Annotated in this window: 33 protein-coding genes; 17 read left to right on the forward strand and 16 right to left on the reverse strand. The window is 56.5% G+C overall.

The features are described 5' to 3' along the window. Positions 1 to 192 (forward strand): hypothetical protein (locus ACK4S7_RS08525; RefSeq protein WP_409645923.1); only part of this gene is annotated, 192 nt, incomplete at its 5' end. 56 nt (positions 193 to 248) lie between these two features. On the opposite strand, the gene ACK4S7_RS08530 is transcribed toward ACK4S7_RS08525, so the two are convergent. After that, a complete protein-coding gene (locus ACK4S7_RS08530) occupies positions 249 to 743 on the reverse strand; it encodes a DUF2147 domain-containing protein (RefSeq protein WP_409645925.1) in 495 nt (164 codons plus the stop codon). A gap of 16 nt (positions 744 to 759) precedes the next feature. Between ACK4S7_RS08530 and maiA the strand changes: the two genes are divergently transcribed. Next, a complete protein-coding gene (maiA, locus tag ACK4S7_RS08535) occupies positions 760 to 1,392 on the forward strand; it encodes a maleylacetoacetate isomerase (RefSeq protein WP_409645927.1) in 633 nt (210 codons plus the stop codon). Between the two features lie 36 nt (positions 1,393 to 1,428). Then, complete coding sequence (locus ACK4S7_RS08540; protein WP_409645929.1) at positions 1,429 to 1,875, forward strand: MarR family winged helix-turn-helix transcriptional regulator; 447 nt, start codon at positions 1,429 to 1,431, stop codon at positions 1,873 to 1,875. A gap of 16 nt (positions 1,876 to 1,891) precedes the next feature. On the opposite strand, the gene ACK4S7_RS08545 is transcribed toward ACK4S7_RS08540, so the two are convergent. Next, entirely contained in the window at positions 1,892 to 2,839 is a 948-nt protein-coding gene (locus ACK4S7_RS08545) for a C13 family peptidase (protein ID WP_409645931.1), read from the reverse strand. A 79-nt stretch (positions 2,840 to 2,918) separates the two neighbouring features. On the opposite strand from ACK4S7_RS08545, the gene ACK4S7_RS08550 reads away from it, so the two are divergent. Further along, entirely contained in the window at positions 2,919 to 3,926 is a 1,008-nt protein-coding gene (locus ACK4S7_RS08550) for a fumarylacetoacetate hydrolase family protein (RefSeq protein ID WP_409645933.1), read from the forward strand. Positions 3,927 to 3,961: 35 nt separating this feature from the next. Here ACK4S7_RS08550 and ACK4S7_RS08555 read toward each other — a convergent pair whose 3' ends face one another. Genes ACK4S7_RS08555 through ACK4S7_RS08585 form a run of 7 tightly spaced genes read right to left on the reverse strand, consistent with a single transcriptional unit; the run spans position 3,962 to position 10,919 of the window. Beyond that, the gene (locus tag ACK4S7_RS08555) at positions 3,962 to 4,957 is read right to left on the reverse strand and encodes a type II secretion system F family protein (RefSeq protein WP_409645935.1); all 996 of its coding nucleotides are present in this window, start codon (positions 4,955 to 4,957) and stop codon (positions 3,962 to 3,964) included. Between the two features lie 21 nt (positions 4,958 to 4,978). After that, positions 4,979 to 5,947, reverse strand: a complete 969-nt coding sequence (locus ACK4S7_RS08560) for a type II secretion system F family protein (RefSeq protein WP_409645937.1) — start codon at positions 5,945 to 5,947, stop codon at positions 4,979 to 4,981. 36 nt (positions 5,948 to 5,983) lie between these two features. Then, positions 5,984 to 7,246 (reverse strand): pilus assembly protein CpaE, encoded by a 1,263-nt coding sequence (locus ACK4S7_RS08565; protein WP_409645939.1) that lies wholly within the window; start codon positions 7,244 to 7,246, stop codon positions 5,984 to 5,986. Beyond that, on the reverse strand, positions 7,246 to 7,836 hold the full coding sequence (locus tag ACK4S7_RS08570) for a CpaD family pilus assembly protein (protein WP_409645941.1): 591 nt from the start codon (positions 7,834 to 7,836) through the stop codon (positions 7,246 to 7,248). The genes ACK4S7_RS08565 and ACK4S7_RS08570 overlap by 1 nt, the downstream gene beginning before the upstream one ends. Positions 7,837 to 7,859: 23 nt before the next feature. After that, a complete protein-coding gene (locus ACK4S7_RS08575; RefSeq protein ID WP_409645943.1) occupies positions 7,860 to 9,377 on the reverse strand; it encodes a type II and III secretion system protein family protein in 1,518 nt (505 codons plus the stop codon). A gap of 4 nt (positions 9,378 to 9,381) precedes the next feature. After that, positions 9,382 to 10,401 carry a Flp pilus assembly protein CpaB gene (gene cpaB, locus ACK4S7_RS08580; RefSeq protein ID WP_409645945.1) on the reverse strand — a complete coding sequence of 340 codons (1,020 nt, stop codon included), beginning with the start codon at positions 10,399 to 10,401 and terminating at the stop codon, positions 9,382 to 9,384. A gap of 44 nt (positions 10,402 to 10,445) precedes the next feature. Beyond that, a complete protein-coding gene (locus ACK4S7_RS08585; RefSeq protein WP_409645947.1) occupies positions 10,446 to 10,919 on the reverse strand; it encodes a prepilin peptidase in 474 nt (157 codons plus the stop codon). A gap of 40 nt (positions 10,920 to 10,959) precedes the next feature. Here ACK4S7_RS08585 and ACK4S7_RS08590 point away from each other — a divergent pair, with 40 nt between their 5' ends. Continuing rightward, positions 10,960 to 11,916, forward strand: a complete 957-nt coding sequence (locus ACK4S7_RS08590; protein WP_409645949.1) for an alpha/beta fold hydrolase — start codon at positions 10,960 to 10,962, stop codon at positions 11,914 to 11,916. Further along, entirely contained in the window at positions 11,913 to 13,022 is a 1,110-nt protein-coding gene (locus ACK4S7_RS08595; RefSeq protein ID WP_409645951.1) for an NAD(P)/FAD-dependent oxidoreductase, read from the forward strand. The genes ACK4S7_RS08590 and ACK4S7_RS08595 overlap by 4 nt, the downstream gene beginning before the upstream one ends. On the opposite strand, the gene rnhA is transcribed toward ACK4S7_RS08595, so the two are convergent. From rnhA to ispH, 3 genes are read right to left on the reverse strand one after another with little or no spacing between them, the layout of a single operon-like run. Next, positions 13,019 to 13,459 (reverse strand): ribonuclease HI, encoded by a 441-nt coding sequence (gene rnhA, locus ACK4S7_RS08600; RefSeq protein ID WP_409645953.1) that lies wholly within the window; start codon positions 13,457 to 13,459, stop codon positions 13,019 to 13,021. The two genes, ACK4S7_RS08595 and rnhA, sit on opposite strands and share 4 nt — an antisense overlap. Then, the gene (gene thrB / locus ACK4S7_RS08605) at positions 13,456 to 14,430 is read right to left on the reverse strand and encodes a homoserine kinase (protein WP_409645955.1); all 975 of its coding nucleotides are present in this window, start codon (positions 14,428 to 14,430) and stop codon (positions 13,456 to 13,458) included. Before thrB ends, rnhA begins: the two co-directional genes overlap by 4 nt. A gap of 1 nt (position 14,431) precedes the next feature. Next, entirely contained in the window at positions 14,432 to 15,397 is a 966-nt protein-coding gene (ispH, locus tag ACK4S7_RS08610) for a 4-hydroxy-3-methylbut-2-enyl diphosphate reductase (RefSeq protein WP_409645957.1), read from the reverse strand. Positions 15,398 to 15,533: 136 nt separating this feature from the next. Here ispH and ACK4S7_RS08615 point away from each other — a divergent pair, with 136 nt between their 5' ends. The 10 genes from ACK4S7_RS08615 to tatC all read left to right on the forward strand — a co-directional run bounded on the left by ACK4S7_RS08615 (position 15,534) and on the right by tatC (position 23,281). Next, the gene (locus ACK4S7_RS08615; RefSeq protein ID WP_409645959.1) at positions 15,534 to 16,184 is read left to right on the forward strand and encodes a hypothetical protein; all 651 of its coding nucleotides are present in this window, start codon (positions 15,534 to 15,536) and stop codon (positions 16,182 to 16,184) included. A gap of 25 nt (positions 16,185 to 16,209) precedes the next feature. Further along, the gene (gene argS, locus ACK4S7_RS08620) at positions 16,210 to 17,931 is read left to right on the forward strand and encodes an arginine--tRNA ligase (protein WP_409645961.1); all 1,722 of its coding nucleotides are present in this window, start codon (positions 16,210 to 16,212) and stop codon (positions 17,929 to 17,931) included. Positions 17,932 to 17,950: 19 nt separating this feature from the next. Continuing rightward, positions 17,951 to 18,610, forward strand: a complete 660-nt coding sequence (locus tag ACK4S7_RS08625; protein ID WP_409645963.1) for an SPOR domain-containing protein — start codon at positions 17,951 to 17,953, stop codon at positions 18,608 to 18,610. A gap of 194 nt (positions 18,611 to 18,804) precedes the next feature. Further along, positions 18,805 to 19,311: a DUF1993 domain-containing protein gene (locus ACK4S7_RS08630; RefSeq protein ID WP_409645965.1), complete on the forward strand. Its 507-nt coding sequence runs from the start codon at positions 18,805 to 18,807 to the stop codon at positions 19,309 to 19,311. A gap of 75 nt (positions 19,312 to 19,386) precedes the next feature. After that, positions 19,387 to 20,436 (forward strand): beta-N-acetylhexosaminidase, encoded by a 1,050-nt coding sequence (nagZ, locus tag ACK4S7_RS08635; RefSeq protein WP_409645967.1) that lies wholly within the window; start codon positions 19,387 to 19,389, stop codon positions 20,434 to 20,436. Positions 20,437 to 20,444: 8 nt separating this feature from the next. Next, positions 20,445 to 21,215, forward strand: coding sequence for a segregation and condensation protein A (locus tag ACK4S7_RS08640; RefSeq protein ID WP_409645983.1), 771 nt, complete (start codon positions 20,445 to 20,447; stop codon positions 21,213 to 21,215). Continuing rightward, on the forward strand, positions 21,215 to 21,820 hold the full coding sequence (gene scpB, locus ACK4S7_RS08645; RefSeq protein WP_409645985.1) for an SMC-Scp complex subunit ScpB: 606 nt from the start codon (positions 21,215 to 21,217) through the stop codon (positions 21,818 to 21,820). Before ACK4S7_RS08640 ends, scpB begins: the two co-directional genes overlap by 1 nt. A 65-nt stretch (positions 21,821 to 21,885) precedes the next feature. Continuing rightward, entirely contained in the window at positions 21,886 to 22,107 is a 222-nt protein-coding gene (locus tag ACK4S7_RS08650; protein ID WP_409645969.1) for a twin-arginine translocase TatA/TatE family subunit, read from the forward strand. A 47-nt stretch (positions 22,108 to 22,154) separates the two neighbouring features. After that, positions 22,155 to 22,517: a Sec-independent protein translocase protein TatB gene (gene tatB / locus ACK4S7_RS08655; protein ID WP_409645971.1), complete on the forward strand. Its 363-nt coding sequence runs from the start codon at positions 22,155 to 22,157 to the stop codon at positions 22,515 to 22,517. Beyond that, positions 22,514 to 23,281: a twin-arginine translocase subunit TatC gene (tatC, locus tag ACK4S7_RS08660; RefSeq protein ID WP_409645973.1), complete on the forward strand. Its 768-nt coding sequence runs from the start codon at positions 22,514 to 22,516 to the stop codon at positions 23,279 to 23,281. The genes tatB and tatC overlap by 4 nt, the downstream gene beginning before the upstream one ends. Before the next feature lie 70 nt (positions 23,282 to 23,351). On the opposite strand, the gene ACK4S7_RS08665 is transcribed toward tatC, so the two are convergent. Next, positions 23,352 to 23,588: a hypothetical protein gene (locus ACK4S7_RS08665; protein ID WP_409645975.1), complete on the reverse strand. Its 237-nt coding sequence runs from the start codon at positions 23,586 to 23,588 to the stop codon at positions 23,352 to 23,354. Between ACK4S7_RS08665 and ACK4S7_RS08670 the strand changes: the two genes are divergently transcribed. Beyond that, a complete protein-coding gene (locus ACK4S7_RS08670; protein ID WP_409645977.1) occupies positions 23,587 to 24,315 on the forward strand; it encodes a hypothetical protein in 729 nt (242 codons plus the stop codon). The genes ACK4S7_RS08665 and ACK4S7_RS08670 overlap by 2 nt on opposite strands. Positions 24,316 to 24,901: 586 nt before the next feature. Here the strand turns inward: ACK4S7_RS08670 and ACK4S7_RS08675 are convergent. From ACK4S7_RS08675 to ACK4S7_RS08685, 3 genes are all read right to left on the reverse strand, one after another. Then, positions 24,902 to 25,081 carry an entericidin A/B family lipoprotein gene (locus tag ACK4S7_RS08675; RefSeq protein WP_409645979.1) on the reverse strand — a complete coding sequence of 60 codons (180 nt, stop codon included), beginning with the start codon at positions 25,079 to 25,081 and terminating at the stop codon, positions 24,902 to 24,904. A gap of 14 nt (positions 25,082 to 25,095) precedes the next feature. Further along, entirely contained in the window at positions 25,096 to 25,191 is a 96-nt protein-coding gene (locus tag ACK4S7_RS08680; RefSeq protein WP_409645987.1) for an entericidin A/B family lipoprotein, read from the reverse strand. Positions 25,192 to 25,283: 92 nt separating this feature from the next. Continuing rightward, the coding region (locus ACK4S7_RS08685) for a TonB-dependent receptor (protein WP_409645981.1) at positions 25,284 to 26,870 on the reverse strand (1,587 nt) is incomplete at its 5' end.

Consider the following 26,870-nt stretch of genomic DNA (forward strand, 5'->3'; position numbering starts at 1 on the left):
GGCGCCCCAGTTGTCGTTAATTCCTCCGAGAGGATTTGTGATGACATTGACGGCACGTGCAAAGCTCAAGCACCGCAACATGCAGCTTCAGGCTATGCTTTCAAAAGGAACCAGAAGACAGATCTTGGCAGCACGCGAGTCGCTTCGACTGTCGATGGTGGAATTAAACGAAGTGGGATATTGGCGGGATAATCCCGACGAACTTAATGTCCAGTTGCGGCTTTATCGCGCCGCCGCCAAGATGGTATTCAGCCCGGCGTCCATGTCTGGGCCTGACAAAAGGGCCCAATGCAGCCTTTAACCACCAGATTGCCCGATTTGCCCTTATAGACGATCGAACGATATGTTTTGCCGGACTTCGGGTCGTAAATCTGCCCGCGCCACTCTTTCCCGTCGGATGTAAAACCAGTCAGGACATTCATACCCAAAATCGTTCTGCTGCGCAGCGCCTTGTCAGGATTGTTCACGTCTTTCGCGCCCGGACCTGCGGGTGGATTGACCAGAAACTTCGACAGTTTTCCGCATAAAGCCGCGCCGCATTGGTAAATTTCGACCACGCCATCCTTGCTCTGCGTTACCCATCGGCCGGAAATCGGCGCTGCTGCCTGAACTGGCATCGCCGCAATAAAAATAGCGGCCATTGTCCCTAATTTGGTGTAATACATGCGTGGTCCTTTTCCTTCAAAACCAACATAATCGTCGGAAGGAAAAGCTGCAATGCTTTTGCCTTTTGCGTGTGCCATGCTAATCGCATTGACCATGAAAGACATAATCCTGTTCGACTATTGGCGTTCCTCGGCAAGCTATCGCGTGCGCATCGTTCTCAATCTTAAAGGCGTGCCCTACACCAGCGTGCCGACCAGCCTGTTGGAGAATGAACATAAGGCAAGGGCTTATGTTGCCCGTAATCCGCAAGGCTTTGTCCCGATGCTGTCGATTGACGGCCATGACCTTACGCAAAGCCTTGCCATTATAGATTATCTGGACGCGCAATATCCCGATCCCGCGATGGTTTCCTCAAACCCGGCGGATCGTGCCAGGACGCTGGCGCAGGCGCTGATAATTGCGGCGGACATTCACCCTGTCGATAATCTGCGGGTGCTGCGATATTTGAAAGAGCAAATGGGGCAATCACAAGAGGCCATTGATACATGGTATCGGCACTGGATAACAGAAGGTTTCACGGCGTTGGAGGCAATGGCACCAGAAGACGGCCTGTTTGGCGGCGACTTGCCCAATCTTGCCGATGTCTGCCTCGTCCCGCAAATGGCCAATGCGCGTCGGCTGGACACGCCGCTTGATGCCTTTCCAAAACTTGTACGGATGGATGCTGCGTTGACGGCCTTACCAGCCTTCGCCGCGGCGCATCCGGACCAGGTAAAGCCCGAATGATGTCCGCATGTTTCGCGCCCCCGAAAAGCTAGGCCCATGCCACAAAAGAAACTGACGCTTAGTGCGTTTCTGCCATATCAGCTATCGATTACCTCCAACGCAGTCAGCGATTTGATTGCGCGTGCCTATCGCGGAAAATTCGCGTTGAAGGTGCCCGAATGGCGGGTCATGGCGCTATTGGGTGAGACCGAAGTTGCCACGCAGCGGCAGTTGGTCGCCGCGACCGCCATGGACAAGGTCACCGTTAACCGCGCGTGCAAAGCGCTTGAGGAACGGGCATTGGTCAGCCGTGTGCCGAACAGTTTGGACGGACGATCCCACCATTTGGCGCTGACTGCCGCCGGCCGTGATCTTTATGAACAGATTGTGCCAGAGGCTTTGCAATTGGAGGCGGAGCTCGAAAAGATATTGGGCAGCGGGGAAGCCAAGATGCTTGAGGCGATGCTTGCGCAATTGCGCGCACGCGTCGCTGAACTCGGTTAAACCTGACAGCTGTTGATTAGCCGGAATCGATGGCCGGACGGCCAACCCTGGCGGTGGGCGTCCGGGGCATTTTCAATTCCAGCGCGTCAAGCCATAGACGTGCGTTATCACCGACAAAAACCTGAGGCCGTGACGGCGTCAGCTTCAATGCGCCTTCCCATTCGGAAATGAGCCCCACTGCCTCTGCCATGGCGTCGTCGAACTTCTGCGGTTTGCGGAAGGCGTTGTTCATCAGGGCATCGCCGAAAAAGGTCCAGTCATTGCCAGGCGCACAGCCAAATGACGTGCGCTGTGACGATGCGGCGGTCACTATCACGGTCTCGTCATTGGTGAGCAGCGGAATGAATATCCCCGAATAGCATGCCGACAACAGAATCATACGGCGTTTGATGCCAACGCTGTCCAGCAAATCGGACAGGCGCTGCGGTGCGATCATCCCCACGCCATCTTCGCCATCCCGATAGGCAAGGCCGGATACCGGGTCACCATGGGTGGTTGCAAACAGGATAAGCACATCCTCTTTTTCATCCATCCGGTCAGCAACCGCAGCCAGAGCTGTTGCAAGGTTGGAAGGTGAACCCTGCGGTACGCCGGGGGCTTTATCATCGGCCCCTGCGGTCAGGTACAGCGTTCGGCCTGTGGCTCCGTAGCGTCGTGCCAATACCTTGGCCGCTTCAGCCGACTCGCGGGCAAATACCGGGTCGGAATCGAGGCCGATCGATATGACATAAGCGTCAACGATGCCGGGTTTTTGCGGCTGCAAAGCGGTGATCGCGCTCGCCATCTTTTTATGCTGCGACAAATACCATGATGCCGACCGGTTCTGTTCCATGAACCAGCCGTTTTTGGCCGCCTGCGCGGTGTTGAAGACTGGCTGCTGGCTAAAGGCAGAGCCAGTGACAAGCAGCGAAAGCGCGAGCGCACCTGCCTGAGCCAACCGCAATTTGGCATTCCCCCAAGTCATATTGCACGGTGTAAACGCACAGTCGCGGTTGCCGCAACTGCAATATGGATGCATGAAGGACAAAAGTTGGAGATCGAATATGAAACTTGCATCACTGAAATCGGGCCGTGACGGGCATCTCGTTGTCGTCTCGGATAATCTGGCCTGGTATGCCGATGCTGCGCACATCGTGCCGACGATGCAGGTGGCGCTAGACGATTGGGACGAATATGCGCCCCGGCTCGAAGCGCTGGCCACTGATCTTGAGCATGCCGTTATTCCGCGCGAACGCTTCCACGAACACGACGCTGCGGCACCTTTGCCGCGTGCCTATCAATGGGCGGACGGTTCGGCTTATGTCAATCATGTCGAACTCGTACGCAAGGCGCGCGGCGCTGTGCTGCCCGAAAGCTTCTGGCATGACCCGTTGATGTATCAGGGCGGATCGGACGAGTTTCTGGGCGCGCGCGATTACATCCCTTTGGCAGACGAAGCCTGGGGCTGTGATCTCGAAGCGGAAATTGTCGTGGTGACAGGTGACGTGCCACGCGGAACCTCGGCAACAGACGCCTTGTCCTATATCCGGCTGGTCGGCCTTGTGAATGACGTGTCACTGCGTAACCTTATCCCTGCCGAACTTGAAAAAGGTTTTGGCTTTGTCCAATCCAAACCAGCTAGCGCATTATCGCCTGTATTCGTAACGCCCGACAGCCTTGGGGCCTATTGGAACGCAGGCAAACTGCACCGCACTTTGAATGTTGACCTCAATGGCGCGCCATTTGGCCGCGCCGTGGCTTCGGACGACTGCACATTTGATTTCGGTGTTTTGATCGCGCATCTGGCCAAGACACGCAACATCGGGGCAGGGTCCATTATCGGGTCGGGCACGGTCTCCAATCGCGATGCCGATGGGGGGCCAGGCAAACCCGTTGCTGATGGCGGCCTTGGCTATAGCTGTCTTGCCGAAGTACGGATGGTGGAGAAAATTCAGACCGGCGAAATGGTCACGCCTTTCTTGAAAGACGGCGACGTTGTGCGGATTGAAGTGCATGATGACGCCGGTCACAGCATCTTTGGCGCTATCGAACAAACTGTCCGCAAAGGTTGAAGGGGCAGCCCTAGGACTGCCCCTTCCGTATTGCCTTATTGATTCGAGAAGGCGTCGCTGATCGAGCAGGCAGCTGGGCCAAGTATCACGATAAACAAGGTCGGCAAAATGAACAGGATGAGCGGAACGGTCATAATGGCCGGCAAACGCGCGGCCTTCTCCTCGGCGCGCATCATGCGGTCATTGCGGAATTCGGCGGACAATACGCGCAATGCAGAAGCCAGAGGTGTCCCGTATTTCTCGGTCTGGATCATGGTTGTCACCACGCCGCGGATCGAATCGAGATTCACGCGGTAAGCTAGGTTTTCAAACGCGGTCCGGCGTTCGGTCAAAAAGCCAAGCTCGATTGCGGTGAGGGTAAATTCATCACCCAGCTCGGGATAACCCCGGCCCAGTTCCTTTGCCACGCGGTTGAACGCAGTATCGACGGTCAAACCAGCCTCGGCACAGATTACAAGCAGGTCAAGTGCGTCAGGCAGACCTTTCCGAATGGCTGCCGTCCGTTTGGTAACCAGGTTGGTGAGGTAGATGTCGGCAGCCTTGTAGCTTAAGATCGCGGCAGCGGCGAATGCCATAAATTTCTTGAAGGCACCCCATTCCGGTACGCCATTCATGCCATAGATATAGATGGCAGTGCCGCCGCCAATGACGATAGGAAGCACCATGCGGCAGAAAATCACAGTCACGGCCAGTTCCTTGCGACGGATACCCGCTTGCGCCAGCCGTTGTTGAACCGCCTTGACCTGATCGTCCTGCAAAACCTGAAGCTTCGACAAAAGCGAGCGCATTTTGTCAGTCGTTTCCGTCTTCCGGATCAGCCTCGCGCGCTTTTTCGACGTCGTTGCCGTAATGCCGGCCTTCAACTGTTCACGCCGCTCGTTCAGCGCCTTGACGCGTTTCACCATCGGGTCGCGCACAGTCACAGCCGAATAAATCGCTATTAGTACCGCCATGGAAGCCACCGCAGACAGCAGCGTAGCCACCCACAACACGTCGATGCCTAGAAGTTGAGGTCCACCCGCATTGGTCATGTTTCTTGTCCCGTCCCCAACTTAAATTTCGAAGTTGACCATTTTGGCCATGATGAATGCCCCGATCGACATCCACACTGCGCCAACCAACCCGGCGACAATCAAGCGCGGTTCATAGAAGAAGCCGGCCAGATATTGCGGGTTAACCATCCAGACCATGCCGAACACGAAAAACGGCAGCGATCCCACGATATAGGCTGATGCCTTGGACTCGGAGGACATAGCGCGGATTTTAAGTTTCATCTGGGCACGCTTGCGCAACACATCTGCAAGGTTCGCCAGAGTTTCCGCAAGGTTGCCCCCTGTTTCGCGCTGGATTGCCAGCGTGATCACAAAGAACTGGAATTCGGCTGTGCCAAGGCGGTCTGCGGTTTCCTGAAGCGACTCTTCCATGCTCTTACCGATCTTGATCTTCTCGGTGACCATTTTGAATTCTTCGCCCACGGGTCCGGGAATTTCTTTTGCCACCACACCAAGTGTCTCGCCTACGGGTAAGCCCGATTTCAGGCCGCGCACCAATAGTTCGATCGCATCCGGAAAATTGGCGGTAAACTTCTTGATCCGCCGGGCAATGAAGAAATTGACCACCATGTGCGGCAAACCTGCACCAAGGAGCAGGCCGGCAAATAACGCCAGAAAGAAAGGCGCGCCCTTCAGCCACAATAAGGACATGACGACAAAAGCAATCCCGCCAGACGCATACATATATTGCTGCAATGTCCATTTCTTGCCTGTCTGGGCAAGGCGCAAACGCAGCTTATCGATTCGGCCGATTTCCCGGCCGTCTGTGAAGATCATTGGACGACGCGCGGCTACAGCTTTGCGCATTTGCTGTTCGACACGGACATCCGCACTGTCGGAATGGCGCATCTTGACGGCACCCAGGCGCCTTGAAGTCGCTTTGCCGGCATTCGGTCCCGTAAAGGCGATGGCCAGCAAGACGAAAATCAGGATTATTCCGGCGCCGATGATCAAAGTCTGCATATTCATGTGCTCTGTTGTTATGCCCTTGGGCGCGTGCCGGGTTTACTTCTTCTTCAGCATGGTTTTGAAACCTGCAAAGACGGTTTTCTTGGATTTGGCTTTTGCACCAGCAAGTTCGGCTTCCTCTGCTTCGGCTGCGCTTCCGGAAATCATTTCCGCGAGCGCGATGATGCCAGAGGACAGCTTGCTGCCACGCACGGCTTCGACAATCGGTTGCCCGAGCTTCGCCGCCTGCGCCACGGCCTTTGGATCGGCCGGAAGCATGAGATCAATCTTGCGCTCGATCGTGCTTTCAAAATCCTTGCGGGTGATTTCAACAGCCGCGCTTTGCACATTGTTGGCAACAACCAGCACCTTGCAGTGCGGAGCATTCTGTTTCAGCCATGCGAGCACACGGATGCTGTCACGTGCTGATGCGAGCGTCAGTTCGGTTGTGACAACTGCAATGTTCACGTCATGCACCAGATGCGGATAGGAAATCAGCATGCTGCGCGGCAAATCGATTACAGTGTTTTCGAATGCTGCGCGGAACTCTTCCTGTAGCTGGAAAAATGCCGAACCGTCGGTGAGAACCGGGCTGTTCATTGGCGCTTCCGCCGACAAGATGGAAAGCCGCTCATTGGCTTTGATCATCGCACGTTCAATGAACAGACCGTCAATCCGGCTTGGGTTGTCAATGGCATCGGTCAGGCCGCGGCCCGGTTCCAGGTCCATGGCAAGCGCCGCTGTTCCAAAATGCACGTCCAGATCCAATAGCCCGGTTTGGTGCCCCTGACCTTGCGAAAATGTCCATGCCAACGACGCGGCGATGGTTGACGCACCTGCTCCGCCCCGCGTGCCAATTACCGCTGTTGAAATATGCGGCCGGTCAACGCCGACATCTTCGTGTTTGGGGGCATTAAGCATGGCTTGCGCATTGGCGAATGCATCACGCAGCGCGTCGGGGTTGAGAGGTTTCAGGAGATAATCCTGCAAACCGGACATCAGGAGATCGCGGTACAAACGCACGTCGTTGACCTGGCCAACCGCAATGACGATGGTTCCGGGTTCGCATACTTCGGCAAGGCTGTTGATGTCGCTGATCGGATCGCCCGATTCCGACAGGTCGACCAGCAAGGTTTGTGGGCTGGCCGAAACCGACAGCGACTGGATCGCGTTGCGCAACCCGCCCTTATAGGCCTTTTCCTGGCTCCAACCCATTTCTTCGCATACGCCGCGGATGACCTCAAGCGTCAGGTCATCGCAAACATATGCGTGAATTGGGTCGCGCGTTCCGGCAACACCGGATTTCCAAGGAGCGTTCATCAATTGCCTCCGGTCTTGGTTTTATAGGCGTTTACGGCTGCTTTTCCGCTGTTGCGGTCAAGCCGGTTGCTTTCGCGGCCGCGGACCAGATCTTCGGGGTCTGCCACCATTGCTGCAAGGTTTGAGTTGGTGGCACAGCCATGGTTGCTGTGATTGCCAGCGTTATAGTTGCTTTCGTGCGTCGTGCTCCAGTCGGGGCAGGACGGTACCGAAGCTTGTGATCGCGTGACAACGACGCGAATGCTGCCGGGCGAAATTGCACCGGGTGTTGCCGGTGCGGTATCCACGATCAACATGCCGCGTTTTGCGGCTGCTTTTTCAACGTCGCGCGCTGCCTCGGAGCTGACATAGCCATCTCCCCGGTCGATCGAAATGCGATCGCCATAGCCCAAGCCTAGCGCGTCAAACCATTCACTCAGCCGGGTCTGGTCTGCAGACGCAATGCCGTTGCCGTCCGACGCCAGATCAATGGCGTAGTTCGTCCGTTCAACAACTGGCTGGTGTACCGAATACATCGATGTGTTGGTCGGTAAAGTCCCGCAGCCCGCCAGAGTAAGGCTTGCAGCGATCAGGATAATAGCTGTTTTCATGTGGTGTCTCCTTGATCTTGCGGTCAGTTGTCAAAGCTGAACCCAGGCCCGCTGGCTGCGGACGCGGATGCTTGCAATTGGGGCTTCGCTGACAATTGAGGTGCCGATTGATTTACCGAACTCATGCCGGGGCCATTGGATACCGTGGGCGCGATGCTTGGCATCGGACGTGCCTTGTCACCCTGGTTATTTGTCATTTTGCCCAACAAAACGCGTTCAAGGTCATTGGGTGTATGAAGACCATCAGTCGGCAATACCAACTGGCTTTCGGACACAGGCTTGACCAGATATGGGGTGATGACAATCATCAACTCGGTCTCGTTACGACGCCATCCATTGGATTTGAAAAGTGCGCCGAGTATCGGAATATCGCCGGCACCAGGCGTTTTTGATATTGAGCTACCCATTTGGTTGCTGAGCAAACCGGCAATCATCATGCTTTGGCCTGAACCAAGTTCAACCGTTGTTTCTGCCATCCGGCTTGTGGTCGCAGGAATTTCCGCGCCGTTGATACGCACGGCGCCTTGTGACGAAATGTCCGACACTTCCGAACGCACCCGAAGCGAAATCCGGCCATCCGACAGCACCACAGGGGTGTAGGTCAGGTTGACGCCGTAATTCTTATATTCGACGTTCGTGCCGTTTGCTGACGCCGTCACCACTGGAAACTGCCCGCCCGCCAAAAACTCGGCGGTTTCGCCTGAGACAGTGGTCAGGTTTGGATTAGCGAGAGTTGAAACAAGACCTGCCTTTTCTGACATGTCAAAGGCTGCTTCGACGTCTATTCCGAATAAACGGCCAATCGCAGCAATGGTGCTTCCGCCTGCCTGATAATTCACGAGATTACCAGTCGTAACGTCCCGGCCCTGTGCCGCGCCAACGAAATATGGGTTGCCATTGCTGTCGAACCCGTTTTTCTTGGTCTGCAGATTGCCGCTGATTTCTTTCGACAATGACCGGCTGACTTCCGCAATCCGCACTTGCAGGTTAATCTGCAACGGGGTGGCGGTTTTGATGCGGTTGATTACGTTCGTGCCTTCCGAGTTTCCTTCGCCCTTACTTGCCGTAAAGGTGAGAGCGAGGCGTTCTGCCTCGGCAGCATCCTCGGGCTGGGCGACTGTGCCGGTCAGCAAGACGACATTGTTCATCGCCGTAACCTGGATATCTGCATCTGGCATTGCGATCTTGAACATTTGGTTGAGCGAGCTCAAATTGCCGCCGACCAGCACTTTACCGCGATACACCGTTCGACCCGAAGCATCGGTCGCGAGGATATCGGTTGCACCGACGCCTTTTGCCAGGATGTAAACCCTTTTGGCAGAGGTGACTTCGACATCCGCAACGCGCGGGTCCGCTATTACTACGTCAGTTACCGGGCTGGTCAGATTAATCTGATGCACTTCACCGATGGATAGTATGACGTCTCTATTTGTGGACTGCGCAGCGGCCGGCGAAGGCAATGCCACGAGAGCCGACGTGCACATCGCGGCGGTTATGGCAACCGCGGCAAAGCCCGACTTGATTTTGGTAAAACGTGCCATCTAATTATCTCCGGCTAATGTCGACTTCGGTCACATTGCCACCGCGTGACACGCGGACCACTGGACCCTTCATGATTCTCTCGACTTGCTTTTGCGTGCGCGCTTGTTCTGCAGCGACCGCGATTGGCATCTGTGCAGGTATGCTGCTGCGCTGGAAGCGCGATACATCGCCACCGGTGGCATAGCTGCTCCGGTCTGCGCTTGGACGCTGGGCTACCTGGCGCATGATGGCCTGTTCCTGTTCGGCAGTCGCGCCTTCTGGAATGGTCACGTCACCTGACGCCATCGCTAGTTCCAGCTCAGCGGCATTGTCGGTCAATGCCCTCAGTGAAAGGCTGATGGTGCCGATGGACTGGGCAACAGTGATCTTCTCGGCAATGCGGGGCGTAGCTTCGATTGTGACCAGCTTATATTCGGACACAATGGTGTTGCCCTTTTCGTCCAAGGTTGGGGTAGCACGCTGGTCAGTGGCCAGAACGCGCAGATTGCGGACGATGGTTTCGGACACCTTCAACGGTGGGCCTGCGCTTGCGTTCACATTCTGTGTGAGGACAAGGTCGACACGATCACCTGGGAAGACAAATCCTGCAACGCCTGTCAGCGCCGATACAGGCACAGTGACTGCGCGCATGCCTGGGCCAAGCGCTGCAGCAAGGAACCCGCGGTCGCCAGGCTTCACAAGCGAACCTTGCGTAAGGGGCTGCCCTGCGGTCACCGCATTGCGGACGACAGTTCCGACAAGTTTTTCAATGGATGCACCTTCGTCGCCTTCGTTGAAATAGGCCTCCTGGATCAGTTCCTTGGGCCATGGCTGGTAACGCACACTGTCGGCAGTGATCAATGTGCCGGGAGGCAAAGCCCGCGTTGCGACCAAAACTTTTGGCCCTGTCGGTACTGGCGCTGGTGCTGCAGCAGCGGCAGCTTGAGGTGCCGAAGCGCCGGTAAACATGCTGCGTGCCATAAAGGCGGTGATCGCTGCGACGAGAAGCGCAGCCACCAGCAATACGACTTTTTTCCTATCCATGACAAACTGTCCCCTGAGTGGTGCCCTGATTGAACTTCGCTATTTCATGTAAAATGGTTAAAAATCCGTTCACCGGCTATCCACAGGCCAGCAGCAGATATGGCGACGCCATAGGGGATGCGCGCACGGCCATCCCGTTGTTTTAACTTGTGAATGACAAGGAAAATAATGGTTACCAATGCCCCGATTATGGACGCATATAAAATTAGTCGAATGACGTCGATCCAGTGAAACCAGAGCGCTAAGGCTGCAAAAAGCTTCACATCTCCGCCGCCCATCGCGCCAAAATGGAATGCAGCAGCGAAGAAGGCGAAGGTGATCGCGGCGGTCAGAAGATGAATTCCGATTTCCGGCGCAGTAAGGCCGCCAGTTGCAAACCAGTATATTGGTGCCACGACCGCAATGCCGATTGTTACCTTGTTGTAAATAAGACGATATCTTATGTCGGTATAGATCGACACCAACAGGGCAATTGCCAAGGCGCCGAGGGTCACGTAAGCGAGAGGTTCACTGGTCATCTGCGCAGCATTAACTAAGAAAGATTGCCAAAGCGTAACCATGCATGCACCCACCACTCCGATGAACCGACGCATTATCCCCGCTGAAGCGACGGAAGGTATCTGGCACGCCGCCGACGGCTGGGCGATCCGGCGTATTGATTGGCAAGGTGCAAACCCGCCGCGTGGGTCGTTGTTGTTCCTGCCGGGCCGCGGCGACCATTACGAAAAATATCTCGAGACGCTGGCTTATTATGCTGACGCAGGCTGGCGTGTAACGGCAATAGACTGGCGCGGGCAGGGCGAATCCGGACGGCTGCTGGCTGATCGCGAAGTCGGCCACATCGACGATTTTGCGACATGGATTGCCGATCTGCGGATGTTCTGGACCCAATGGAAACAGGAAAACCCGGGCCCACATGTCGTGATGGCGCACAGTATGGGCGGTCATCTCGCGATGCGGGCCCTGGTGGAAAAGGCAATCGACCCGGACGCGGTCGTCATGAGCGCGCCTATGTTGGGCATTCAGACGGGCGGCCTGCCGCTTGGCCTGAATCACGCTTTTGCAAAGCTGATGGTCAAACTTGGCAAGGGCGAAGATGCGGCATGGAAGGTCAGCGAGAAACCCCTGTCGCCCATGAGCATGCGCGGCAAAATGCTGACGCATGATGATGATCGCTATGAGGACGAGATTGCATGGTGGGAATTGCGCCCGAACGTCAAATTGGGCCCGCCAAGCTGGCATTGGGTGGAACGTGCGATTACGTCGATTCGTATGTTGGATGCACCGGGCCTGCTTGAGGCTGTGCAAACGCCGATCTTGTTGCTCGCAACGACTGGCGACCAGTTGGTCAGCACGCCGCGGGTCATTGCCGACAGTAAGCGCCTGCCGCACGCCGAGACCCTCATCTTTGGCAAGGAAGCCGCACATGAACTGTTGCGTGAGGCAGATCCTGTGCGCAACCAGTGCCTGTCGCGGATCGACAGCTTTCTGGACGCGCACGCGCCACGAACATGAGCGACTTTGACTTTGCCATCATTGGCGCCGGCATCGCTGGCGCAAGCCTTGCGGCGCTGCTGTCCGCCCGTGGTTCGGTTGTGCTGATCGAGGCGGAGGCGCATCCCGGTTATCATTCAACGGGAAGGTCCGCCGCATTCTGGGACGAATGCTATGGCGGGCCGGGGGTACAACCGTTGACCACCGCGTCAGGGCCGTTTTTGGCCGCACCGCCAGCGGATTTCCATGACGGCCCGCTAATGCACCCACGCGGTGCGCTGCATATTGGCACGTCGGAGCAGACACCGATGGCTGACAATATGCTCGCGGAGTTTGCAGCCAGCGGCGTGCATATCGAAGTGAGCGACCGCGCGGCTGTCCAGGAACTTGTACCGGGGCTGCGCGCCGAATGGACGCATGGGCTTTGGGAACCGGCCTGCTGCGACATTGACGTCGCTGCGCTCCATGCCGCCTATTTGCGTCAGGCAAAGCGGCAGGGCGCGCAACTCTATTGCAACAGCCGCCTGAGTGCCGCCGCATGGCAAAATGGCGCATGGCAGATCAGCGCGGGCAGCCTCAACTGTTCGGCCAATATCATCGTTAATGCGGCGGGCGCATGGGCGGATGAAGTCGCGACCATCGCTCAAATCCGGCCATTGGGTATTCAACCCTATCGTCGCACTATCGCGCAGCTCGCCGTGTCGCCCGACGTGCCGGCCAATCTGCCGCTGGTCATTGGTCTCGACGGCAGCTTCTATTTCAAGCCTGACACCGGCGGGCGGCTTTGGCTTAGCCCGCATGATGAAACCGCGACCCCCGCCTGCGATGCCGCACCGGAGGAACTGGACGTCGCGATTGCCATTGATCGCCTGCAACAGGTTGTCGATTGGGACATAAAGCGCGTCGAACATAAATGGGCCGGATTGCGCAGTTTTGCGCCCGACAGGCTTCCCGTCATCGGCCGTGATAGCGCGAACGAAGCCTTTTTCTGGTTCGCAGGGCAGGGTGGTTTCGGTATTCAGACCGCGCCTGCCGCCGCGCAGCTTGCCGCATCCCTGCTCGATGAGGAGGTAGCCGCGCCGCAGCGTGTTGACGCCGACGTCTATACGCCAGCGCGTTTTTCTTAGCGCTTTGCAGCGAGCTCCGCTGCGTCGCTTGCCAGCCGGTCGGCGCGTTCGTTTTCGGGGTGGCCGTTATGGCCTTTTACCCATATCCATTCCACCTCATGACGGGCAACCGCTTCGATCAGGTCATGCCAAAGGTCGGCATTGCGCACGGGCTGTTTTGAGGCATTTTTCCAACCGTTGCGCTGCCAGCCATGAATCCATTTGGTAATACCGTCGAGAACATATTTGCTGTCGGTATGCAATTTGACGTGGCACGGCTCGATCAGGATTTTGAGTGCGTGGATCGCGGCAGAAAGCTCCATCCGGTTGTTGGTAGTGTCGGGGTCGCCGCCGGAAATTTCTTTCTCATGCTTGCCATAACGGATCACAGCACCCCAGCCGCCGGGGCCGGGATTGCCCTTGCACGCCCCATCGGTGAAAATCTCTAGCTGCTTCACGAATATTGTCCCAACATATTTTCGACCTGTCCCGCGTCGCTATAAAAATCCAGTCGCCGCAGAAATGCCAGAGGGTCTTTGCGCGTCACGAGCGCATTTGCCGGCGTATTGATCCAGTCATAACAACGGGTGAGTAAAAAGCGCAGGCACGCGCCGCGCAATAATATCGGCAATGCTTCGCGAGTCGTTGCATCCAAGGGCACGCAATCGGCATAGCCTGACAGCAAGGCTGCGCTGACATCGGCGTCAAATACGGCACCATCGTTTGAAAAGCACCACGCGCTGTGCGTCACTGCCAGATCATAGGCACGGATTTCGGTGCAGGCGAAGTAGAAGTCTATGAGGCCAGAGACTTGGTCGCCAAGCATCAACACATTATCCGGAAACAGATCCGCATGGATCGCGGCGACGGGCAAGCCGGTCGGCCAATGCGCCTCAAGAAAATCGCACTCCGCGAATATCCGGGCTGACAAACCGTCTGCAATAGAATCCAGCCCAGCGGCGGTGCAGCGCATCGCCAGTGGACGCCAGGCAGCCACGCCAAGGCTGTTTGGCCGCGAAAGCGTGAAATCGGCCAGAGCCTGATGCATCTGTCCCAACGCAGCGCCGGTCGAATTTGCCTGCGCTGCCGTTGGCTCGGTCACTGACACGCCGTCGAGAAATTCAATGAGGCAAGCAGGGCGCCCCGCAACAGTTTGCAGCCATTGGCCTTCCCGGTCCGCCATAAATCGCGGCACTTTGCAGCCTGCATGATGCAAATGCTTCAGCAACGCATAGAAAAACGGCAAATCATCAGGATTTACGCGGCTTTCATACAGCGTCAGGATGAAGCGGCTTTGCGTCGTCTGGACAAAAAAATTGCTGTTTTCGACGCCCTCGGCGATACCTTTGAGTGCAACAAGTTGGCCCACATCATAATGCACCAGCACTGCTTCCACCTGTTGCGGCCCTAACTGCGTGTAAACCGCCAAATCAGGCCGCCGCGCCCGCCAGTTCGCGTGGCAACTTGAATGTGACAGTCTCTTCGGCGGTGGTTATCTGCTGTTCATCCAAATCGAAATGCAGCGCCAAAGCGTCAATAATCTCCCGCACCAACACTTCAGGGGCGGAAGCTCCTGCCGTCAGGCCAAGCGTTTGGACGTCATCAAACCAGTTGAGGCTGATCTCTTCAGCGCGCTGCACAAGATAGGCCCGCGCACCCGATCTCGCTGCAACCTCGACAAGGCGAAGTGAATTTGAACTATTTGGTGCACCGATGACGAGCACCAGATCGCATTGATAGGCAATGGCCTTCACCGCTTCCTGCCGGTTGGAGGTGGCGTAACAGATATCCTCACCCTTTGGACCGACAATGTTGGGAAAGCGTTCGCTAAGGATCGCGACAATTTCCGACGTATCGTCAACTGACAAGGTCGTTTGCGTCAGGAAAGCGAGATTGTTGGCATCAGCCGGTTCAACTGACCGCGCATCTTCGGCGGTTTCCACCAACGTCATCGCGCCGGTCGGCACTTGGCCAAAGGTGCCGATCACTTCCGGGTGCCCCGCATGGCCGACGAAAATGATATGACGGCCTGCTTCAACCTGACGTTCCGCCTGTTTGTGCACCTTGGACACCAACGGACAAGTCGCGTCGAAATACGCAAGGCCGCGTTGCTGGGCATTGGCGGGAACCGATTTGGGCACCCCATGCGCGGAGAACACGACATGGCCGCCATCGGGCACTTCGTCGAGCTCTTCGACAAAAATAGCGCCTTTTGCTTTCAGGCTGTCGACGACATAGCGATTATGGACGATTTCGTGGCGGACATACACAGGTGCGCCGTGCTGTTCGAGCGCGAGCTCGACAATCTTGATCGCCCGGTCAACGCCGGCGCAAAAACCGCGCGGTGCAGCAAGGAGCAGCCGGAGCGATTTTTTCGGGAGTGATTGTTCAGTCATGTGCAATGTCCTTTAGTTAATCACGCCGCATCCGCCAAGACCTTTCCCCTGTTGCACGGGCGGCGCTGGGCGGATAAGGACCAATGCACGTTTCGCACCCGCGACCCAAGCTTAAGAAAACCGAGGATTACCCTATATGAACTTCGTCGCCAAAGCCCTGACCATCGGTATTGCCGCAGCTACTTTGGCCGGTTGCTCACGCGACGGTGAACTTGATATCGGCGCTGGCGTGGGCGTGAACGTCACGCGTTCGGGTTGCCCGACCGTTGCCGTGCCCGATGGCACGGGCGACATCACGATATTTAATCCCGCGAGCAGTCAGGATGCAAATGCAATCGACGTGGTCGCGTCCATCACCAACATCCGTCCCAATTGCAACGACAGCGGAGACAGGATTTTTTCGCAGGCTTCCTTTGACGTGCAGGCGCGGCGCAGCGATGTCCGCGGCAACCGGACAGTGACCCTGCCGTATTTTAACACGGTGGTTCAGGGCGGCAGCGCCGTCGTTGCCAAACGCGTCGGTCAAGTCACGCTTCAATTCGCCGATGGTCAGCAGCGCGCATCGGCTCAGGCGCAAGCCGCAAGCTATATCGACAAGGCATCGGCAAGCCTGCCTGCCGAAATCGTGCAGAAGATTACCAAGAAGCGCAAGCCGGGCGACCCTGATGCGGCGCTTGACCCAATGGCCGATCCAGAGGTGCGCGCAGCGGTGGTCCGATCAAGCTTTGAAATGCTCATAGGATTTCAGCTGACCGAAGATCAGCTGCGTTACAATGTCACGCGTTGATCCGCGTTAATTTCAAGGCACAGTCATGACCCTTTTTGAACAATATGCAGCGCATGTCGACCATGCGCTGGACGCACTTGTGGCCAAGGGTACATTGCCCACAGGTCTTGACCGCAGCAACGTAACGGTCGAGCCGCCACGTGATGCAACGCATGGGGATATTTCGACCAACGCGGCGATGGTGCTGGCAAAGCCCGCCGGAACAAACCCCCGCGCGTTGGCAGAGGCCTTGTCGGCAGAACTGGCCAAGGTGGCTGGCGTTACTGCCGTTGAAATTGCCGGGCCAGGGTTCTTGAACCTTCGGCTGGATGCTTCGGCATGGCTTGATGAACTTCGCGCCATTGCGGCATCTGGCGACGATTATGGCCGTTCGCATCTGGGCGATGGCAAATCGGTGAATATCGAATATGTCTCCGCCAATCCGACTGGTCCCATGCACATGGGCCATTGTCGTGGCGCTGTGGTCGGTGATGCGCTGGCCAAATTGCTCGAATTTGCCAGTTACCGCGTGATCCGCGAATATTATATCAACGACGCTGGCGGCCAGGTCGATGTACTCGCGCGTTCGGCGCATTTGCGTTATCGCGAGGCCTTGGGCGAGGTTATCGAAATCGCGGAAGGTCTATATCCCGGCGATTATCTGATTCCTGTTGGTCAGCAGCTTGCGAAGCGTTTTGGTGACCAATATGTCGCCGCGCCCGAAAGCGAGTGGCTTGCCCTTTTCCGCAAGGAAGCGGTTGCCGAAATGATGGAGATGATCAAGGCGGATCTGGCCTTGCTTGGCATCCACCACGACCTGTTTTCCTCCGAGGCCGAACTGCACGAGGCAGGCAAGGCCGATGTCGCCGAAAAAGAATTGCGCGCGCGCGGGCTGGTTTATGACGGCGAACTGGAAAAGCCCAAGGGCAAGGACATCGAAGATTGGGAGCCAGTGACGCTTCCCCTTTTCCGGTCAACGCAGTTTGGCGATGACCAGGACCGGCCAATCAAGAAATCCAACGGAAGCTGGACCTATTTCGGCGCTGACCTTGCTTATCATTTCCAGAAAAGCCAGGGCGTCGATGCAATGATCGATATCTGGGGCGCTGACCATGCAGGCACGGTCAAGCGGATCAAGGCAGCGGTCAACGCGCTCACAGATGGCAAGGTAGATTTCGACGTCAAGCTGGTGCAAATGGTTCGCTTGTTGCGTGGCGGCGAACCCGTCAAAATGTCGAAACGTTCGGGCAGCTTTGTCACGCTGGCTGAAGTCATCGAGGAAGTCGGCAAGGATGTTGTCCGCTTCACCATGCTCACCCGCAAATCCGACGCGCAAATGGATTTTGACTTTGCCAAGGTCGTTGAAGCATCAAAGGACAACCCGGTTTTCTACGTCCAATACGCCCACGCGCGGATTGCATCGACCTTGCGCAAGGCTGAGGCTGAGGGTCTTGGCCCTGATGGCGCGCATGTCGTGATGCTGGGGGATGCCGAAATCGGCCTGATCCGTGAAGCCGCAAACTTCCCGCGCATTGTCGAGGCTGCGGCAAAATCAGGCGAACCGCACAGGATAGCCTTTTACCTTAATGATCTGGCGGCTGCCTTCCATGCCTATTGGAATTTGGGCAATGACCAGCCCGACAAGCGTTTCATATTGGCCCAGAATCCAGAGCTTTCGGGCGCAAGGCTTTTCATGGCGATCAATATCGGGCAAGTATTGCGCAATGGACTGCGACTGATGGGGGTCGAAGCAGCTTACAACATGTAGTGACTGGGGACGTGGTGTGATGGACAGCAGGGATGATGGACTGAATCTCGACGATAATGATCGTTTGCCTTGGCTCGAAACAGCTGACGGTTATGAAGTGGAAGAAAGTGGTTCGCCATTAAAAGTCGCATTCATGGTGGTTGCTGGCCTCGTCTTGCTGGCGGCCATTGTTGGCGGCATTTACTGGATCCAACGCGGTCCAAACAGCGGCGCCAATGGGACCGGAGAATTGATTGCCGCGCCAAAAGGCAGCTACAAGGAAAAGCCCGCGGATGCTGGTGGCAAAAGCTTTGAGGGTGAGGGCGATTCGGCGTTTGCAGCTAGCGAAGGCCAGAAAACCGGCGCGATTCTGGCCCCGGCACCACCTGAACCCGTGGCTGTCCCGAAACCGGCTGCCGCCGCGCCTGCGGCTCCGGCCAAGACCGACAGTGCGCCTGCCAATGCCGTCATGGTCCAGCTTGGCGCATTTGGCGATTCAGCGAAGGCCGAAACGGCGTGGTCCGCGCTTAACAAACGCTTTGGCTTCCTAGCTGGCATGAACCGCAAAATCGCCGAAGCCAATGTCGAAGGTGGCCGCACGGTATTCCGGCTCCAGGCGATCACGGCAAATTCATCTGAGGCACAACAGCTTTGCGCAAAGCTCAAGGCCGCCGGAGAGAACTGCCTTATTGTTCGTTAAACCTGCAACGTGATGCACATCGGCAAATAGGGGGTCGCGCCAAATCGACCGGCGCCGGTCGGCCCAGGGGTGACGAAGTGGTGAAGTGATTGGGCACTATCGTTCCTGGAATGATAGGCGCATCAAACAGCTTTTTCCGGTTGAAGCGTTGCAGATTGCAACTTAAGTAGCGCAAGTTTCCCAAGGAGAAGAATATGCCAGCCTTGTACGATGTCTCCATTCCCGCCTTTGTGCGCGGTCTGAAAAACCTTTCCATCATGCTGGAAAAGGGCAAGGCTTTTGCCGCTGAACAGGACATGGAATTGTCCGAACTGCTCGACGCCCGGCTGATTGACGACATGGCTCCGCTCACGCGGCAGATCCAGATGGTGACCGACACGGCCAAGTTTGTCGCTGTCCGTGTGGGACAGGTGGAAAACGATCCATGGCCTGATGAAGAGGCCAGCTTTCCCGAACTCGAGGCCCGTGTTGGCAAGGCGATTGCCTTTCTCCAAGCCGCGTCGCCCGCTGGCTTCGAAGGCCGCGAAGAGGCTGCCGTTGTCCTTACCACGCCTAGTGGTGCCATTCCGTTCACCGGAAGCACCTATGTCCACGGCTTTGCCATCCCCAATTTCTATTTCCACCTCAGCATGGCCTATGCGCTGTTACGGATGAAGGGCGTGCCGGTCGGTAAGCTCGATTTTCTTGGGCCCATCCGTTAATTATACACAGATTTGGCGCAGGCTTCGGTCGCTCTGCGCTTGCCTTGGCGCCGCCGCAGCCCTAGCTTCGCGCGCATGAAACCGGTAATCTTTGGCCTCTCTGGTCTGACCCTGACGGACGACGAAAAACGCCTGTTTCGCGATGTCGAGCCTGCAGGCTACATCCTGTTCAAGCGCAATATCGAGGACAGGGCGCAGGTCCGTGCGCTGACCGATAGCCTGCGGGCCTTACACGGCCGCGACAATGTGCCCGTCCTGATCGATCAGGAAGGCGGCCGCGTCGCGCGGATGCGCCCGCCGGTCTGGCCCGATTTTCCCGCAGGCGGCGCGTTTGATGCGCTTTACGACATCGCGCCCATCACCGCGATTGAGGCGGCGCGTTGCAATGCGGAGGCCATTGGTCTTTCGCTCAACGAGGTGGGCATCAACGTCGATTGCTTGCCAGTCCTTGACGTCCGCGTGCCCGACACGCACTCCGCCATCGGTGACCGCGCTTTGGGCAGCGACCCGATGCGCGTGGCTGCACTTGGCCGCGCGATTCTCGACGGTCTTGCGCTGGGCGGCGTCATTGGCGTGGTGAAGCATATGCCGGGGCAGGGTCGGGCTAATGTCGACACCCATCATGATTTGCCGCATGTCACCGCAACCGATGCGGAGTTGGAGCAGGACCTCGCACCCTTCCGTGCGCTCAACAAGGCGGCGATGGGCATGACTGGCCATGTTGTTTATGACATCTGGGACAATGCGCACACTGCCACCATGTCGTCCTTCGTTATTGATAATATCATCCGCCAGCGCGTCGGTTTTGACGGCCTGTTGATGAGCGACGATCTCGATATGAACGCGCTGCAAGGCGATGTCGCGAGCCGCGCTTTGGCCTGTGTCGAGGCGGGCTGCGACCTTGCGCTGAATTGCTGGGGCCGCTTTGACGAGATGGTAGCGATTGCGAATATTCTGCCGGAAATAACGCCCGCCGCCCGTGCGCGTCTTGATTGCGCAATGGAACTGGCGCCGGTAGCGTTCAACGCCGAACGGCTCGCGCATTTACTGGACAAACGTGACCAGCTGCTTGCGCTTGCTGACCCGACCACAAAGTTGACGGGCGGAGCGACTGGCGCGGCATGACCGGGCCAATGCTCTTTGACGAGGAGGATGCCCTCCGCGACGAGAGCGCTGGGTTTGGCCCAAACGTCCTGACTATTGACATTGATGGATGGGAAGGGCCGCTCGACCTGTTGCTGGCGCTCGCCCGCAATCAAAAGGTTGATTTGCGGCAATTGTCCATTCTCGCCCTGGTCGAACAATATCTGGTATTCATTGAACAGGCGAGAGCGCTGAAGCTTGAACTGGCCGCGGACTATCTTGTGATGGCCGCATGGCTGGCTTATCTCAAGTCGGCGTTATTGCTGCCCAAGGACCCGACGATTGATCCGTCGCCCGAGGAACTCGCGCTTCGCCTGCAATTGCGGCTGGAGCGGCTGAACGCCATGCGCGAAAGCGGCGCGCGGTTAATGGCGCGTGACCGGATTGGACGGGACGTGTTTTTGCGCGGCACACCCGAGGGACTTCGCGTTGTTAAGGCGCGGGCATGGGAATGCGATTATTTCGAGCTGATAACCGCTTATGGCCAAATTAATGCACGCACGCAGCCAGCGATGCACATCGTCCAAAAACGGCAAGTCATGACGCTGGAGCAAGCGCTTGAACGGGTCTCGGCGATGATTGGCCGCGCGATCGACTGGACCGCTATTGAGGCATTTCTGCCGCCGATGGCTGACCCCGCCTTGCGCAAATCTGCGCTTGCGTCGAGTTTTGTTGCGGCGCTTGAACTGGCCAAGCGCGGTGTCGTCGATCTGCAGCAAGAGGCGACCTTTGCCCCCCTGATGTTGCGGAAGAAGGCATGATGTCCGAAACGGATCCGGATATTCGCGCGGTGGAGGCGACCTTGTTCGCCAGCGACCAGCCGATGACCGTGGAGCAGATTCGCGGCTATGTCGGCGACAGCGTTGACGTGTCCGCGGTTCTTAAGCAGCTGGCTGCGCAGTATGATGGCCGCGGCATTGAACTCGTCCAGCGGGGCAAGACGTGGCATTTTCAAACCGCCGCCGATCTCGCGCATTTGCTTCGGCGCGAACGCGAGGAGAGCCGAAAGCTGAGTCGCGCTGCAGTCGAGACACTCGCGATTATCGCCTATCATGAACCCGTTAGCCGCGCCGAGATTGAGGCCATTCGCGGCGTGCAGATTTCAAAAGGCACGCTGGATGTGTTGATGGAGGCTGGATGGGTCCGGCCGGCTGGCCGTCGCGAAGTGCCGGGACGCCCCTTGATCTACGCGACTACACCCGGTTTTCTGACGCATTTCGGCCTGACCAGCCGCAAGGATTTGCCTGGAATAGCCGACCTGAAAGCCGCGGGTTTGCTTGACCCAATCGACAGCGCGATGGGCGATATGCTGTTTGGCGATGAAGAAAATGACAGCGACCTAGAAATTAACGAAAACAAAGCCTAAATAGGGTAAAGAGACCTAGCGAGAATGTTCGCGATATCCGGGGTGCGCCCCGTTAGGAGTTTGAAATGGGCGGTTTTAGCATCTGGCACTGGCTGATTGTGGGCATTTTGGTGTTGCTCTTGTTCGGCAAGGGTCGTTTTTCCGATATGATGGGCGACGTCGCCAAGGGCATTAAAAGTTTTAAAAAAGGTATGAGCGAAGAAGACGAGGCTCCCAAGGCTCCGCCGCAAATCGGTGCAAGCACTGTCGTCGATTCCGAAAAGCAGACTGACAAGACCCAAGGCTAAGCAATTGACAGAGCAGCAAACTCTGCCCTCCATGCCGGGGGCCTGACGTGTTTGATATCGCGTCGTCCGAACTGCTGCTCGTGGTCCTCGTGGCGTTAATTGTCATTGGCCCCAAGGATTTGCCAAAGGCATTGCGCGTGGTCGGCAAATGGGTCGGCAAGGCGCGTAGCGTCGCTGCGCATTTCCGGTCCGGCTTTGACGAGATGATCCGGCAGTCCGAACTCGAGGAACTCGAAAAAAAGTGGAAGGCGGAAAACGAGCGGATCATGCGTGACCATCCTGTCGATCCGCCTGCGGATCCGCGCGCTGACGTCATCGGGGATGAATCCCGTCCCGCCGCGTATGAGCCGCCAAGCGAGCCGGAATTGCCCATTGAACACCCAAATGCCGAAACGGCGTCTAAAATATGAGCGAACTGGACGACAGCAAAATGCCATTGCTCGATCATCTGATCGAGCTGCGCAGCCGTTTGCTCTGGAGCTTTCTTGCGCTTGCCATCGCCTTTGCCATCAGCCTGTATTTTGCACGGCCCATCTTTGGGTTTCTGGTGCAGCCTTTGCTGGCATCCGGGCAGACAAAGCTTATCTATACTGCGATATTCGAAGCGTTCTTTGTCGAGATTAAGGTCGCGTTTTTCGCCGCAACCTTCTTCTCGTTCCCCGTATTTGCAACGCAGTTGTGGCGCTTTGTTGCGCCCGGCCTCTACACCAAGGAAAAGCGCGCATTTTTGCCGTTCCTGTTGGCGACGCCGGTGCTCTTCATCCTTGGCGCCTCAATGGCTTATTATATGGCGATACCCGTTGCGCTCGAATATCTGCTTGGGTTTGGCGGCAATGTTGGCGGTGTCGAACAACAGGCGTTACCGGGTGTCGACAATTACCTGAATTTTGTGATGAAGTTCATATTCGGCTTCGGCATTTCATTCCTGCTGCCGGTGCTTCTCATGCTGCTCGAACGCGCAGGGATTGTAACGCTTGAGCAGCTTAAAAGTGCACGACGCTATGCCATCGTCGGGGCATTCGTCATCGCTGCCGTTCTGACACCGCCCGATGTTGTGTCGCAATTGTTGCTCGGCATTCCCTTGTGCATTTTGTACGAACTTGCCCTCGTCGCCATCTGGTTCACCCGTCGCCGCCGCAACAAGGCAGACGCCGCCGAGCAAGCCGCGACGTAGAGTTTAGCTTGCCCACATCAATCGCAGGACGTTTCTGTCAAGCTGGATCAACGGTCGCGATAACTCCGTATTATACGGTAATTTGCCGTAAACTGAAAAGATCTACAATCCGGTACACAGAGTCCATAGTCGGCAAGGACGCCAGAACCCGAATGCCTGACCCTGTTGGCCTATTGTCGGTTTCATAAAGATAAAGGCAGGCAGACTCTGCTTGCATTCCGTTGTCTTCTAGTGTTTGTTGTGATAATTCAAATACATAAAGCTCTGAACCTGTTTCTGTTGTTCCAACAAGAAAGATGTCGTCCATGGCTGTAACTCCTAAGCAACGTGTCTCCCCTCGGTTGTCCGCATCTCAACTCGCTGACTACCTTGTTGCCGCAACACCGATAGGCCAGTTGGGGATTTTGCGGCAAGCAAAAAATCCGGCGTCCGGTAAAGCCATGATCATCCAGTACCAACTCGCAAAGCGAGCGATTGCCGAATGCTTACGAAATAGATCGCAGATTAATCAAATCGTCGCGAAAGCTGTAATGGAGCTGGAAGCCAGGCGTGATAATGGCGCAAACGGGCCGCTTGTCAGAGATGATGCGCAGCGATGCATTGGAGTAATCCAAACATTTCAGCAGGCTCAGAACCAAATGGACTTATGGCAACACGATTACACAGAGCCTAACGTGCCATCCCCGACTATGAATATTCATGGTGTTGAGGTTTCTGTTTTTCCGGACGTTGTTGCTTCAATACAACATCGTGGCGTTGATAGGGTAGGACAGGTTTTTATCAGATGTATGATCGGTCAAACAACGGATGGCGCTGAAAATCGTCGTGCCGAGGCGAACGGACATTTGGCTACCATCGCACACATGCATACTATGCAATTTCTCGAGCATCTTGGGAATCCGCACGCACCAACTTCAATGGTAATCGATGTCCCGAGGAAGTCGCTGGTTCGTGGGTCCGTTAACTATGCTCGACGAGTAGCTAATATTGAGACTGCTTGCAAAATGATTGCAGCAATTTGGCCAACGGTGTGACTCCGCGAGAGCAACTGACTAAATCGCAGAATGATATATTCTCAAAAAACCGCTTTCCTACAAATAACCATATAGGTTATCCGGTTCGCGTCATTCAGGCTGCGGTCTAGAACGCGGGTCGGGATGATGGGAACGCTGGCGGGGCAACTCGCTGGCACGGCCGGCGCGATAGGGTGCTTGCTTCAGCCTCATAAAAGGGCCTGTTGCATCAAGCTCTGAACAGCGCACAAGCGGCTGGGTGTGGCGGAGCGATCCGTCCCGTCCGAAATGGACGGCCCTGGGGTCTTTAGGAACCTTCACCCCCAAGGAAAGCAGCCCAGCCAAGATAAAGGCGGCTCCTGGAATTAGACTGATGGAACAAACGAGCCTTAATCAACCAACACCATCAGCCGGAAGCAGCACCAGCGCTTCCGCGTCGGCCGTCCCTTTTTCTGTGATTGGAAACGCGCGCCCGGGATTTGTAGGAAATCTTGTTGCGCCTGTTGGAAATTTATATGGACAGGCGGGTGGTGGGCCGACAGGTTCCACACAAACAAAAAGGGCCGGAGGTTACCCTCCAGCCCTTATGTATCTTCAAAACCAGCTATCAGGTAGCGCGATCTGCCGCTTCACCGACTGATTCAATGTCTTCGCCTACGCCCTTAACGGTGTTGCAGGCTGCTGCCAGCAACGAAGCCGAAAGCAATATGACAGTTGCAATTTTGCGCATGATATTCTCCAACAGGACAGCCCAAAATGCAGGCTTGGCGGTATAACCCGCCGACACTGGCAATGTTCCGCCTAAATGGCGCGGTCGCCAGCCTGTCCCACTGACTCGATATCTCGCCCAAGGCCCTTAACGGTGTTGCATGCCGAAATCAGCAACGCGGCCGACATCAGAACAAATATGGCAGTTTTACGCATGTTATTTTCCCCAGGTTAATTGTGGGACAAATATTGCATAGTTTTTCATGAATGGTTGCTTACAATCAAAAACTCAACCGCGCCGTAATTCGAAAATCGCGGCCTGCCAGCGGTACGTAATCCTTGGTAAACGATGCCGCGCGCCGTGCAGTCACGTCGAATATATTGTTCGCCGATGCAATAAGCGCAATGTTACGGTCGCGGCCAAATGGACGCCATGTCGCTGACGCGTTGACCATAGTGAAGCCGTCGGTTGGCGTTTCAAATTCGGCAGTCTTGGTCTGGTCATCGCTCCATTCAACCTCACCGCGCAGGTCAAAGCTGGCACTGGTCACTTCCACACCGCCCAATAATCGCAACGGCGGGATGCGGGGAACATTGCCACCGCCCGATGAAATCTTCGCACGGGTATAGTCTGCCACGCCATCGACCGAGACGCTGGCGTCGCCAAAGCTGGCAATGCGCTTTGACCCCTGAAACTCCACGCCCCAGACCTTGGCATCATTCTGGAAATACTGGAACACAGGCAGCTCATCTTCAACTTCGCCGGTTTCGGCTTCGTAAATGAAATTGTCGAACCGGTTATTGTAGATAGTTGCGCTGAAGGCAGCATTGGGTGTGTCATACCGTGCGTATAATTCGCCGTTCCAGGCCCGTTCGCTCTTGAGATCCGGGTTACCAATCTCGAACGCCTGAGTTGCGATATGCGGTCCGTTCGAAAACAGCTCCTCAACCGCTGGCGCGCGGCCCGTGCGCGATAGGTTAACGCCGATCTTGAGGTCGCCAATATGATAGCCTAGGCCGACTGCGCCGGAGAAGTTTTTGAACGACCGCGAAAGGCCCAGAGTGTCTGCCCGCAATTCGGCGCTGTCAAAGCGCACTGCGACTTCCGCGTCGAGTGGCCCAAAGTTAAATTCCTGCAAAGAGAACACGCCATATTGCCGTGACTTGTTTGGTGGAACAAAAGCTTCCGCCCCGATGGCTTCAAAATCGCGGGTTTGATACTGGACACCGCTTGCGCCGCGCCAGCCGTCACGATTGTTTTGAACAAACTCGGCCCGCGCTTCGATACCTTGGCTGTTGAAGACGGTTCCGGTTTCGTCGCCTTCAAATTCGGTGTGGGTGTAGTCGGCATAGCCTGCACGCAGTCGCAGCTTTTCAAAGAAACCGTCACCCATTTCCACTTCACCACGGAAATCGAAACGATATTGCCGAAGGCCAATGGTGACTGGCGCTTCGCCTTCTTCGCCTTCCTCTTCTCCTTCATGCGCATGTTCGGCGCCGGGACGGGCAGGGATACCGTATTTGGTGTCATAAATGCTGTAGGAAAGGCCAAGATTGCCGCCATCGTCGATAAAGGCAATGCCGCCCGCCGCTGTCCACGTTTTCACGGCGCTGTTAGCGATCCGCCCCCGCTGGTTGGCAAGTTCGATCGCTTCAGCCGCTTCGTCGAGATTGCCTTCACTGGCTTCCTCGGCAGCGAAGTCCAGAACCTCAGCGCGCAGATTTGGAGAGAGTACGTAACCGCCCGTGCGCAGATCGTCGCTGTTGCGATAGCTGCCGTCGAGATGGACGATGACCCGGTCCGTGATCGGCACGTCGACAGATGCGCCGCCGGACCAGTCGCGCGCTGCGCTGCCATATCCTGCCAG

The sequence above is a fragment of the Sphingorhabdus sp. genome, assembly GCF_046292425.1.
GTDB lineage: Bacteria > Pseudomonadota > Alphaproteobacteria > Sphingomonadales > Sphingomonadaceae > Sphingorhabdus_B.

Coding starts and splice junctions, on each gene's coding strand:
- ACK4S7_RS08530 (WP_409645925.1), bottom strand. CDS start 743: ATGGCACACGCAAAAGGCAAAAGCATTGCAGCTTTTCCTTCCGACGAT.
- maiA (WP_409645927.1), top strand. CDS start 760: ATGAAAGACATAATCCTGTTCGACTATTGGCGTTCCTCGGCAAGCTAT.
- ACK4S7_RS08540 (WP_409645929.1), top strand. CDS start 1,429: ATGCCACAAAAGAAACTGACGCTTAGTGCGTTTCTGCCATATCAGCTA.
- ACK4S7_RS08545 (WP_409645931.1), bottom strand. CDS start 2,839: ATGACTTGGGGGAATGCCAAATTGCGGTTGGCTCAGGCAGGTGCGCTC.
- ACK4S7_RS08550 (WP_409645933.1), top strand. CDS start 2,919: ATGAAACTTGCATCACTGAAATCGGGCCGTGACGGGCATCTCGTTGTC.
- ACK4S7_RS08555 (WP_409645935.1), bottom strand. CDS start 4,957: ATGACCAATGCGGGTGGACCTCAACTTCTAGGCATCGACGTGTTGTGG.
- ACK4S7_RS08560 (WP_409645937.1), bottom strand. CDS start 5,947: ATGAATATGCAGACTTTGATCATCGGCGCCGGAATAATCCTGATTTTC.
- ACK4S7_RS08565 (WP_409645939.1), bottom strand. CDS start 7,246: ATGAACGCTCCTTGGAAATCCGGTGTTGCCGGAACGCGCGACCCAATT.
- ACK4S7_RS08570 (WP_409645941.1), bottom strand. CDS start 7,836: ATGAAAACAGCTATTATCCTGATCGCTGCAAGCCTTACTCTGGCGGGC.
- ACK4S7_RS08575 (WP_409645943.1), bottom strand. CDS start 9,377: ATGGCACGTTTTACCAAAATCAAGTCGGGCTTTGCCGCGGTTGCCATA.
- cpaB (WP_409645945.1), bottom strand. CDS start 10,401: ATGGATAGGAAAAAAGTCGTATTGCTGGTGGCTGCGCTTCTCGTCGCA.
- ACK4S7_RS08585 (WP_409645947.1), bottom strand. CDS start 10,919: ATGACCAGTGAACCTCTCGCTTACGTGACCCTCGGCGCCTTGGCAATT.
- ACK4S7_RS08590 (WP_409645949.1), top strand. CDS start 10,960: ATGCATGCACCCACCACTCCGATGAACCGACGCATTATCCCCGCTGAA.
- ACK4S7_RS08595 (WP_409645951.1), top strand. CDS start 11,913: ATGAGCGACTTTGACTTTGCCATCATTGGCGCCGGCATCGCTGGCGCA.
- ispH (WP_409645957.1), bottom strand. CDS start 15,397: ATGACTGAACAATCACTCCCGAAAAAATCGCTCCGGCTGCTCCTTGCT.
- ACK4S7_RS08615 (WP_409645959.1), top strand. CDS start 15,534: ATGAACTTCGTCGCCAAAGCCCTGACCATCGGTATTGCCGCAGCTACT.
- argS (WP_409645961.1), top strand. CDS start 16,210: ATGACCCTTTTTGAACAATATGCAGCGCATGTCGACCATGCGCTGGAC.
- ACK4S7_RS08625 (WP_409645963.1), top strand. CDS start 17,951: ATGGACAGCAGGGATGATGGACTGAATCTCGACGATAATGATCGTTTG.
- ACK4S7_RS08630 (WP_409645965.1), top strand. CDS start 18,805: ATGCCAGCCTTGTACGATGTCTCCATTCCCGCCTTTGTGCGCGGTCTG.
- nagZ (WP_409645967.1), top strand. CDS start 19,387: ATGAAACCGGTAATCTTTGGCCTCTCTGGTCTGACCCTGACGGACGAC.
- ACK4S7_RS08640 (WP_409645983.1), top strand. CDS start 20,445: ATGCTCTTTGACGAGGAGGATGCCCTCCGCGACGAGAGCGCTGGGTTT.
- scpB (WP_409645985.1), top strand. CDS start 21,215: ATGTCCGAAACGGATCCGGATATTCGCGCGGTGGAGGCGACCTTGTTC.
- ACK4S7_RS08650 (WP_409645969.1), top strand. CDS start 21,886: ATGGGCGGTTTTAGCATCTGGCACTGGCTGATTGTGGGCATTTTGGTG.
- tatC (WP_409645973.1), top strand. CDS start 22,514: ATGAGCGAACTGGACGACAGCAAAATGCCATTGCTCGATCATCTGATC.
- ACK4S7_RS08670 (WP_409645977.1), top strand. CDS start 23,587: ATGGCTGTAACTCCTAAGCAACGTGTCTCCCCTCGGTTGTCCGCATCT.
- ACK4S7_RS08665 (WP_409645975.1), bottom strand. CDS start 23,588: ATGGACGACATCTTTCTTGTTGGAACAACAGAAACAGGTTCAGAGCTT.
- ACK4S7_RS08680 (WP_409645987.1), bottom strand. CDS start 25,191: ATGTCGGCCGCGTTGCTGATTTCGGCATGCAACACCGTTAAGGGCCTT.